This is a genomic window from Streptomyces sp. NPDC002994 (genome assembly GCF_040611155.1).
Lineage (GTDB): Bacteria > Actinomycetota > Actinomycetes > Streptomycetales > Streptomycetaceae > Streptomyces.
The window spans coordinates 100,956-110,481 of the sequence record NZ_JBEXNQ010000018.1 but is presented as its reverse complement, the minus strand read 5'-3'; the positions used below and the strand labels follow the sequence as shown (position 1 = coordinate 110,481).

At 71.1% G+C, this 9,526-nt stretch carries 11 protein-coding genes; 5 read left to right on the top strand and 6 right to left on the bottom strand.

From position 1 onward, the window contains the following. The first annotated feature begins 101 nt into the window (after positions 1-101). The 5 genes from ABZX79_RS24215 (at position 102) to ABZX79_RS24195 (ending at position 3,494) form a co-directional block, all read left to right on the top strand. Positions 102-677 (top strand): GNAT family N-acetyltransferase, encoded by a 576-nt coding sequence (locus ABZX79_RS24215; RefSeq protein ID WP_355261349.1) that lies wholly within the window; start codon positions 102-104, stop codon positions 675-677. A 109-nt stretch (positions 678-786) separates the two neighbouring features. Beyond that, a complete protein-coding gene (locus ABZX79_RS24210; RefSeq protein WP_355261346.1) occupies positions 787-1,290 on the top strand; it encodes a PEP/pyruvate-binding domain-containing protein in 504 nt (167 codons plus the stop codon). After that, positions 1,274-1,462 (top strand): hypothetical protein, encoded by a 189-nt coding sequence (locus tag ABZX79_RS24205; RefSeq protein ID WP_355261343.1) that lies wholly within the window; start codon positions 1,274-1,276, stop codon positions 1,460-1,462. Before ABZX79_RS24210 ends, ABZX79_RS24205 begins: the two co-directional genes overlap by 17 nt. A 207-nt stretch (positions 1,463-1,669) precedes the next feature. Next, positions 1,670-2,383 (top strand): lysophospholipid acyltransferase family protein, encoded by a 714-nt coding sequence (locus tag ABZX79_RS24200; RefSeq protein WP_355261340.1) that lies wholly within the window; start codon positions 1,670-1,672, stop codon positions 2,381-2,383. Positions 2,384-2,447: 64 nt separating this feature from the next. Next, positions 2,448-3,494, top strand: a complete 1,047-nt coding sequence (locus ABZX79_RS24195; protein WP_355261337.1) for an NAD-dependent epimerase/dehydratase family protein — start codon at positions 2,448-2,450, stop codon at positions 3,492-3,494. Between the two features lie 56 nt (positions 3,495-3,550). Here ABZX79_RS24195 and ABZX79_RS24190 read toward each other — a convergent pair whose 3' ends face one another. The 6 genes from ABZX79_RS24190 to ABZX79_RS24165 all read right to left on the bottom strand — a co-directional run bounded on the left by ABZX79_RS24190 (position 3,551) and on the right by ABZX79_RS24165 (position 9,516). Continuing rightward, complete coding sequence (locus ABZX79_RS24190; protein WP_355261334.1) at positions 3,551-5,128, bottom strand: alpha/beta hydrolase; 1,578 nt, start codon at positions 5,126-5,128, stop codon at positions 3,551-3,553. Between the two features lie 171 nt (positions 5,129-5,299). Further along, positions 5,300-6,067: an urease accessory protein UreD gene (locus tag ABZX79_RS24185; RefSeq protein WP_355261331.1), complete on the bottom strand. Its 768-nt coding sequence runs from the start codon at positions 6,065-6,067 to the stop codon at positions 5,300-5,302. Further along, entirely contained in the window at positions 6,064-6,741 is a 678-nt protein-coding gene (gene ureG / locus ABZX79_RS24180; protein ID WP_355261328.1) for an urease accessory protein UreG, read from the bottom strand. The genes ABZX79_RS24185 and ureG overlap by 4 nt, the downstream gene beginning before the upstream one ends. Before the next feature lie 30 nt (positions 6,742-6,771). After that, the gene (locus ABZX79_RS24175) at positions 6,772-7,488 is read right to left on the bottom strand and encodes an urease accessory UreF family protein (protein ID WP_355261325.1); all 717 of its coding nucleotides are present in this window, start codon (positions 7,486-7,488) and stop codon (positions 6,772-6,774) included. 2 nt (positions 7,489-7,490) lie between these two features. Continuing rightward, the gene (locus ABZX79_RS24170; RefSeq protein ID WP_355261322.1) at positions 7,491-9,212 is read right to left on the bottom strand and encodes an urease subunit alpha; all 1,722 of its coding nucleotides are present in this window, start codon (positions 9,210-9,212) and stop codon (positions 7,491-7,493) included. Continuing rightward, entirely contained in the window at positions 9,205-9,516 is a 312-nt protein-coding gene (locus ABZX79_RS24165) for an urease subunit beta (RefSeq protein WP_355261319.1), read from the bottom strand. The genes ABZX79_RS24170 and ABZX79_RS24165 overlap by 8 nt, the downstream gene beginning before the upstream one ends. Positions 9,517-9,526 lie beyond the last annotated feature (10 nt).

The window sequence follows — 9,526 nt, the reverse complement described above, 5'->3', positions numbered from 1 at the left end:
CGGCAGGGGCCTCGCGAGGGAGGTGCGGTTCATGACGTGGGAGACTATCCGAAACAATTTTCATTTCCAGTAACGGCCCGCAGGGCTCCGGAGAGGCAACGATGAAAGACCTGACACGGCGTGCGGAGGTTGGCCCGTACGTGATACGTCACGCCACCCCCGAGGACGTGCACGGCGCGCGCAGCGTCATGCTCGACACCTTCTACCGGGAGTTCCAGTACGGCTACGTTCCCGCCTGGCACGCCGACGTTGTCGACATCGAGCGCACGTACCTCGACGACCCGCGCCACGTCCTGTTCGTGGCCGTACGCGACGGCGAGGTGGTGGGCACCACCGCGGTGCACTCACGCGGCCCGGCCCATCCGCCGCACCCCCAGTGGCTCGCCGAGCGCTACCCCTGCGGTCGCACCGCCCAGCTCGCCCGCGTCTACGTACGCCCCGCACACCGCAGGCACGGGCTGGCCCGGGCGATGGTGCGAATGGCCTGCGAGTTCGCCGCCGCGACCCCGGGCTACGAGCGCGTCTACCTGCACACCAACGTCGACGTCCCGGGCGCGGAGGGCTTCTGGCGCAGCCTCGCCACGGAGGTGTTCGACGACCGTACGACGAGCGAGGACGGCGGGTTTCGAACCGTCCACTTCGAGATCCCGTTCAGGGGAGAGTTCCACGCCGGCTGAATGCCGTGCCGCGCCAGTCGCCGGACTCCCCGCGCTGCGATCGCGCGGACGCGGGGACGCGTTCAGAGTGGGCCACAGGACGTTTCGCGCGTGACCGAAGGAGTCTGCTGTGAGCAGCGGCCTGGAGCGGCTGGCGGTGATTCCGTTGGAGGCCGAAGAGGCCCGGAACCCGGCGGTGACCGGCGCCAAGGCGGCGAACCTGGCCCGCGCCGCCGCGGCCGGGCTGCCCGTACTGCCGGGCTTCACCCTCATGCCCGCACCGCCGTCGGCGACCGCGGCGCACGGCGAGGCCGCGCTGCGCGCGGCCTGGCGGGAGCTGACCGGTGAGGAAGGGCGGCCGCTGGTCGTACGGTCCTCCTCGGCCGTCGAGGACACTAGCGACTCCTCGATGGCCGGGCTGTTCGCCTCCGTACTGGACGTGCGCGGATGGGAGAGCTTCACGTCCGCCGTGCGGACGGTCCTCGGCTCCGCCCGCCGGAGCGAGCACGACGGCATGGCCGTGCTGGTCCGTGATGTTCGAGGCGGACCCGTGGCGGGGGGTGTTCGTCCACTGCGGCGCCGGCGTCAGGCGCACCGGCTCCATAGCCGTCGCCTATGTGGTGAACACCGGTGAAGCGGCCTCGAAGCAGGCCGCGCCGCGCAACCTCGCCGTGGGCCCGCCGTCGATGGAGCAGGTCTGGTACGCGCTCTCCTCCGAGCGGGACGAGATGAGCCAGCCGCCGGCCGCCGTCGAGGCATTCAGCCGCATCTTCGACGCGCCGCGCCGGATCATGGCTTCGCTCTGACGCTCCGACACTCCGAGGAATCGACGAATCGACGAATCGACGAACCTGATGACATACCAGGAACGTCGGCACCAGATTGGTATTGCCCCGGCCAGGCACGGTTACGCGGGACGACGGCTGCCCATACACTGACGGTCCCCCCGCGATACCCAGTGACCTGGCAGTACGCAGCCCTGGAGCCGATCCGGCGGAACGAGGAGCAGCCTCATGTTCTATTACGTGCTCAAGTATGTCCTTCTGGGGCCGCTGCTGAGACTGCTCTTCCGGCCCCGGATCGAGGGGCTTGAGCACATTCCCGACGAGGGCGCCGCGATCGTGGCGGGCAATCACCTGTCGTTCTCCGACCACTTCTTGATGCCCGCCATCATCAGACGGCGCATCACCTTCCTCGCCAAGGCGGAGTACTTCACGGGCCCCGGCATCAAGGGACGGCTGACCGCCGCGTTCTTCCGCAGCGCCGGTCAGATCCCCGTCGACCGGTCCGGCAAGGAGGCGGGGAAAGCCGCCATCCGCGAAGGGCTCGGCGTACTGAGCAAGGATGAGCTGCTGGGGATCTACCCGGAGGGCACCCGCTCGCACGACGGCCGGCTCTACAAGGGCAAGGTCGGAGTGGCGGCGATGGCGCTCAAGGCGGGGGTGCCCGTCGTGCCGTGCGCGATGGTGGGTACGTTCGAGATCCAGCCGCCGGGACAGGTGCTGCCCCGCATCAGGCGCGTCACCATCCGGTTCGGTGAGCCGCTGGACTTCTCGCGTTACGCGGGGATGGAGGACCAGAAGGCGGCGCTCCGCGCGGTCACCGACGAGATCATGTACGCGATCCTCGGACTGTCCGGGCAGGAGTACGTCGACCGGTACGCCGCCGAGGTCAAGGCGGAAGCCAAGGCGGAGCAGGCGAAGAAGTTCCCGCGGCTCCTGCGCTGACGGCGAATCAGCGGACGGCGAACGTTTCCCCGCCGTCGTCTCCCGCGCGCATAACGTCCTTCGTATGACCAAGGGAAGCGCATTCGTCATCGGAGCTACAGGACAGATCGGGCGGGCTGCCGTACGGGCGCTCGCCGAGGACGGCTGGGACGTGACCGCCGCGTCGCGCGGCGGCGGCCGCGACGAGACCTGGCCGCAGGAGATACGGGTGGCATCGGTCGACCGGGAGGACGATGCGGCGCTGGCCGGCGCGCTCGGCGACGGCTGCGACGTACTGGTCGACATGGTGGCGTTCGAAGAGCGTCACGCGCGGCAGCTGACGGGGCTCGCGGACCGCGTCGGTTCCGCGGTCGTCATCTCCAGTGGCGCCGTCTACGAGGACGACAAGGGCCGCAGCTTCGACACCCAGGACGAGCCCGACGGGTTCCCTCAGTACCCGGTGCCGATCCGCGAGAGCCTGGCCACCGTGGCGCCGGGTGACACGACGTACGGGACCAGGAAGGTCGCGATCGAACGGCATCTGCTGGCCGCCGCCGACCGGCTGCCGACCACCCTGCTGCGCGCGGGCGCGGTCCACGGACCGTACTGCCGGACTCCGCGCGAGATCCACTTCGTCAAGCGGGCGCTGGACGGGCGGCCGGTCAGGATCCTGGCGTACGGCGGACTCAGCCAGTTCCACCCGGTGCACGTCTCCAACGTCGGGGAGCTGATCCGGCTGGCGGCGGCGCGGCCCGGCGCGCGGGTGCTCAACGCCGGTGATCCCGGTGTGCCGACGGTCGCGGAGATCAGTACGGCGATCGACGCGGTCATGGGGGTGCGGAGCGAGCTGGTGCTCGTGGACGGGCCGCCGCCGCGGGACGGCCTCGGGGAGACGCCCTGGGGGCCCGACCACCCGATCGTCTTCGACATGTCGGCCGCCGAGCGGGAGCTGGGATACCGGCCGGTGACGACGTACACCGAGTCGCTGTCGGCCACGGTGGAGTGGCTGGCGGATCAACTCCGCCGCCAGGACTGGCGGGAGGCGTTCCCGAAACTGTCGCAGAGGTACGGGCCCGGCGGCGGACCCTTCGACTACGCGGCGGAGGACGCCTGGCTCGCCGGCGCCCGGTAGACGCGAGGAGGGGGCGGCCGGGATTTCTCCGGCCGCCCCCTCACCCGTTCAGACCGTTACGGCTTCGGTGTGGCGTGCGGGGCGCACGTCACATCGTGGCTGTCGGTCTTTCCGGTGAGCAGGTAGGTGTCCACCCGGTCGTTGACGCAGGGGTTGGCCAGCCCGGTGACGCCGTGCGAGCCGGCGTCCTTCTCCGTGATCAGGCGCGAGCCCTTGAATCGCTTGTGCAGCTCGACGGCGCCCTCGTACGGAGTGGCGGCGTCACGCTCGGCCTGCACGATCAGCACCTTCGGCAGCCCCTTGCCGGACTTCACGTTCAGCGGGGTCTGCTGCTTGGACGACCAGGTGGCGCAGGGCAGGTTCATCCAGGCGTTGGCCCACGTCATGAACGGGTGGTCCTGGTGCAGCCTGGTGTTGTCCCGGTCCCACGTCTTCCAGCTGGTGGGCCACTTGGCGTCCGCGCACTCGACGGCCGTGTAGACGGCGTTGCCGTTCTCGGAGGCCGCGTTGCCCGCGGTGTTCGACATGTCCGGCGCGATCTCGTCGACGAGCGCCTTCGTGTCACCCGCGACGTACTTGCTCCAGATCTCGGCGGTGTGCGCCCAGGCGGAGTCGTAGTACGGCGCGCTCTGGAAGAAACCGACGAGCTCGGCCGGACCGACGACGCCGCCGATCGGGCTCTGCTTGGCGGTGGCGCGCAGCTTCACCCACTGCTGCTCGACCTTCTCGGGGGTGTCCCCGAGGTGGTAGGTCGCGTCGTTCTTGGCGACCCACTGCTTCCAGTCGTCCCAGCGCATCTGGAAGGCGACGTCCTGGTCCAGGTTGGCCTGGTACCAGATCTTCTCCTTCGACGGGTTGACCACGCTGTCGACGACCATGCGGCGGACGTGGCCCGGGAACAGCGTTCCGTAGACCGCGCCCAGGTACGTGCCGTACGAGACGCCGAGGAAGTTCAGCTTCTTCTCACCGAGCGCGGCGCGGACGACGTCCAGGTCGCGTGCGGTGTTCGGCGTGGTCATGTGCGGCAGCAGCCAGCCGCTGCGCTCCTGGCAGCCGTCCGCGTACTCGGCGGCCAGCTTGCGCTGGGCGAGCTTGTCGGCCTCGCTGTCGGGCACCGGGTCGAGCTTCGGCGCCTTGACGAACTCCTCGGGCTCGACGCAGGAGATGGGCGAGGAGTGCCCGACACCGCGCGGGTCGAAGCCCACGAAGTCGTACGCCTTCGAGGTCTTGGCCCACAGGGGGTTCTTCGTGGTGACCCGGCGCGGGAACTTCATGCCCGAGCCGCCGGGGCCGCCCGGGTTGTAGAGGAGAGCGCCCTGACGGTCCTCCTTGGAGCCGGTGTTGCCGATGCGGTCGACGGCGATCTTGATCTTCCGGCCATTCGGCTTGGCGTAGTCGACCGGGACGGTGACCCAGCCGCACTGGATGGGCTTCTCAATGCCCCAGTCGGCCGGGCAGTCGCGCCAGTCGATGCCCGTCTTCGCCGCGCGGTCGGCGGCGATCCGCACGCCGCGCGCCTCGGACGTGCTGGTGCTGCGGCCCTCGGCGCCGGCGGCCGGCGCTGCTATCGCACCGGCCATCAAGGTGCCCGCTATGAGAGTGCCGGCGGAGCCGAGCGCTGCTGTACGCCTCAAGTGGTGCCTCCCCCTGTGAGTGTTGTGCCGTACGTGACGACAGTGGTCATGGTCAGATCATGTACGGGCGCATCCTGTCGCCTGAAGGTGTCCGGGCAACAGCCTGTACTCGTGTTCTTTACCAATCCCATAACCGGAGAGCCGTGTCCCGCTGAGCGGTGCACATGGCGGTCACCCAAATGTCTGAAGTGCCCCGTCCAGTACGCGCCGCAGTCGCAGCGCGTCGACCGCCACCGCCGTGACCAGCACGGCGGGCCCGGCGAGCGGGGTGAGGACCGCGCTGTCGCCCAGAAGAGTGGTTTCTGGCGGTTTGTTCTCAAAGTCTGGGTTTACGACGATGAGTTGGCCGGTCGCCCGATGCCCACCCAGCACCGCTCCCCCGTCCCAGCCGCCGGGCGCCCCCGGACCGTACGACAGTTCCTGGTCAAGCAGCGGGCGGCCGGCCCGCAGGACGGTGAGGCGGGTGGTGAGCGTGCCGGACTCCTCGCCGTACCGGCCGAGAATCTGCTCCTCGCGCAGGACCAGACGGGCGGACGCGGCGAGCTCGACGCGGGTGGTCATGCGAAGGTCGCTGCCGCGGGCCGAGATGAGCGGTTCCGGCAGCCAGCGCAGGCGCGCGTCGGCTCCGGCCGTCAGCCGTACGTCGTAGCGGGCGTGCAGGCCGCCGCGGCCGGGCAGGGCCACCGTGGCCGCGGCCGAGTCCACGGCGAGCGCTGCGCCGTCCCGTACCTCCGCCTCGACGGCCAGCCGGTCACCGCCCAGCGGCGCGCTCATCGCGCCGACGACGGTGACCCGGGCGTACGCACCGGTCCCGCGCGTACGGCGCAGGGCGAGCGGCCCGTCGCTCTCCAGGACGGGCAGGCGGGTGCCGCCCCGGCCGTCGGGGACGGCCGCGATCCGGGCAGTCGCCGCGATGCCCGTCGGCGCCACGGTGGTCATGCGGACCAGGCGGCGAGCTGTGCGCGGACCCAGTCGGCCACCGGCTTCACTCCGTCGGCGGAGGTCAACGAGGTGAAGGCGACGGGGAGTTCGCCGCGCTGCGCCTCGGCGTCGCGGGCCATGCGGCCGAGGTCGGAGCCGACGTACGGCGCGAGGTCGGTCTTGTTGACGACCAGCAGATCGGCTGTCGTGACGCCCGGGCCGCCCTTGCGCGGGATGTCGTCACCGCCCGCCACGTCGATGACGAAGACCTGCGCGTCGACGAGGCCTCTGGAGAAGGTCGCGGTGAGGTTGTCGCCGCCCGACTCGACCAGGATCAGGTCGAGCGGTCCCACCGCGTCCTCCAGGTCCTCGACCGCTTCGAGGTTGGCGGAGATGTCGTCACGGATGGCGGTGTGGGGGCAGGCGCCGGTCTCGACGGCCTGGATGCGCTCGGGCGGCAGAACGGCGTTTCGGAGCAGGAATTCGGCGTCCTCGCGCGTGTAGATGTCGTTGGTGACGACGGCGATGGACAGCTCGTCGCGCAGTTCGCGGCAGAGGGCGGCGACGGTCGCGGTCTTGCCGGAGCCGACCGGGCCGCCGAGCCCGATGCGCAGGGCGCGCTTCGTACCGTCGGGGCGGGCGGCGTCGGCGCTGACGGCCATGGCCCTGTCGTGGCTGTGGTCGAGGTGCATGGTGTGCGGCTCCTTAAGCGATGTGCGGTGTTACGAGGCGAAGAGGCGTACGGGCCAGGCGGCGTGCGCCTCCGCCGTGATGTCGAGCAGTGGCGCCGAAGCGGCGGGCAGCGCGCCGGTTCCTTCGTCCCGTGCGCGGATGGCCGCTTCGGCGGCGCGCCGCGCGACCTGGTCGAGTTCGGGTGCGAGGCGGGCGAGGACGCCGGTGGCCTCGAAGGGGTCCAGACCGAGGAGGCGTACCACCGCGGTGGCGGGTCCGCCGACGGTCTCGTACGCGACGCAGTGTGCGGCGTCCTCGGGCCCGAGCCCCGCCGCCCGGGCGGTGACGCCGAGCACGACGGGCTGGTGCGCGCCGCGCGGGCGGGCGGCGGCCAGCGCGTCGAGCGCGTCGCACGGCCAGGTGGCGCGGGCGGCGCGCATCAGCTGCCGGCCGAGCTTGCGCGCCGTCGCCCGCAGGGCGGGTGACGGCGTACGGGCGTCGGCGGCCTCGTCGAGTTCGAGGGCGTCCACGCCGAGGGCCGCGGCGGCGGCCAGCGCCGCCGAGGTGAGGCCGGTGGTGTGCAGGCGGCCCCGGCAGAAGGCGGCGAGGTCCGCGGCATCGCGGATCCGCCCCGCCTTGACGGCCGCCTCGGCGCCACCGGAGTGGGCGTGGCCCCCGGCGGGAAACCGCCCGTCCGCGAGGACGAGAAGGGCGGCCCGTGACCCGTGCGCCGGGAACTCGCCGCGAGTGTCAGCAGAAACGTCCATGGTCAGAAGAGGAAGTAGCGCTGGGCCATGGGCAGTTCGGCCGCCGGCGCCGGTTCGACCGCGTCGCCGTCGATCGTCACCGTGAAGGTGTCCGGGTCGACCTCGACACGCGGCAGGGCGTCGTTCTCGCGCATGTCGGCCTTGGTGACCCGCCGGGTGTTCCGGATGGGTACGAACCGCTTGCCGAGCCCGAGGCGTTCGGGCAGCCCGTCCTCGATCGCCGCCTGCGCCACGAAGTTGAAGGAGTTGGCGGCGGGAGCCCTGCCGATCGCGCCGAACATCGGACGGGGCATCACCGGCTGCGGAGTCGGAATGGAGGCGTTGGCGTCGCCCATCTGCGCGTACGCGATCTGTCCGCCCTTGATGACGAGCTGCGGCTTGACGCCGAAGAAGGCGGGCTCCCACAGCACGAGGTCGGCGAGCTTTCCGCTCTCGACCGAGCCGATCTCGTGGTCGAGGCCCTGCGCGACGGCCGGGTTGATCGTGTACTTGGCGACATAGCGACGCGCACGGTGGTTGTCGGCGCGGCCGTCGCCCGGCAGCGCGCCCCGGCGCTTCTTCATGACGTGCGCGGTCTGCCAGGTGCGCAGCGCGACCTCACCGATGCGGCCCATCGCCTGCGAGTCGGAGGAGATGATCGAGATCGCGCCGAGGTCGTGCAGGATGTCCTCGGCCGCGATGGTGGACGGCCGGATCCGCGACTCGGCGAAGGCCAGGTCTTCCGGCACGGCCGGGTTGAGGTGGTGGCAGACCATCAGCATGTCGAGGTGTTCGTCGATGGTGTTGACGGTGTGCGGCCGGGTCGGGTTGGTGGAGCTGGGCAGGACGTACGGCTCGGAGACGACCGTGATGATGTCCGGCGCGTGCCCGCCGCCCGCCCCCTCGGTGTGGTACGCGTGGATGGTACGCCCGGCGATGGCGGCGAGGGTGTCGCCGACGAACCCGGCCTCGTTCAGCGTGTCGGTGTGGATGGCGAGCTGCGCGCCGGTCTCCTCGCACACGCCCAGGCAGGCGTCGATGACGGCGGGCGTCGCGCCCCAGTCCTCGTGGATCTTGAACCCGAGCGCGCCACCGCGCAGTTGGGCGTGCATGGCGTCGCGCGACATGGTGTTGCCCTTGCCGAGCAGCCCGATGTTCACGGGGTAATGCTCCAGCGCCTCGAACATCCGGGCCAGGTGCCAGCCGCCGGGCGTGACCGTGGTGGCCTTGGTCCCCTCGGCGGGTCCGGTGCCGCCGCCGACGAGCGTGGTGATGCCGCAGGAGAGGGCCTGGTCGACGACGGTCGGCGAGATGAAGTGCACGTGCGCGTCGATGGTGCCGGCGGTGAGGATCTTGCCGTTGCCCGCGATGATCTCGGTCTCGGGGCCGATGACCAGGTCGGGGTGTACGCCGTCCATGGTGTCCGGGTTGCCGGCCTTGCCGATGCCGGTGATCCGCCCGTCCCGCAGGCCGATGTCGGCCTTGACGATGCCCCAGTGGTCGAGGATCACCGCGCCCGTGATGACGGTGTCGGGAGCTCCCTCGGCCCGGGTCGTACGCGCTTGGCCCATGGACTCGCGGATGACCTTGCCGCCGCCGAACACCGCCTCGTCACCGGCGCGTCCGGGCCCGCCGCAGCGGTCCTCCTCGATCTCGATCAGCAGGTCGGTGTCGGCGAGGCGGATGCGGTCGCCGGTGGTGGGGCCGAACAGGTCGGCGTACACAGGGCGCAGGAGCTCAGGCATCGAGGGCACCTCCGGTGGTCCCACGCAGTCCGGCGACGACGCGTCGGCCTCGGACGGGGACGAGTTCGACGTCGACGGGGATGCCGGGCTCGAAACGCACGGCGGTGCCCGCGGCGATGTTCAGCCGCAGGCCGCGGGCGGCGGCGCGGTCGAAGGCGAGGCCCAGGTTGGCCTCGGCGAAGTGGTAGTGGGAGCCGACCTGGACGGGCCGGTCGGCCGCGTTGAGGACGGTGAGGCGGGTGACGGGCAGGCCCTCGTTGAGGGGGACCGGGTCGTCGGCGTACAGGATTTCTCCGGGGATCATCGGCCGTGTC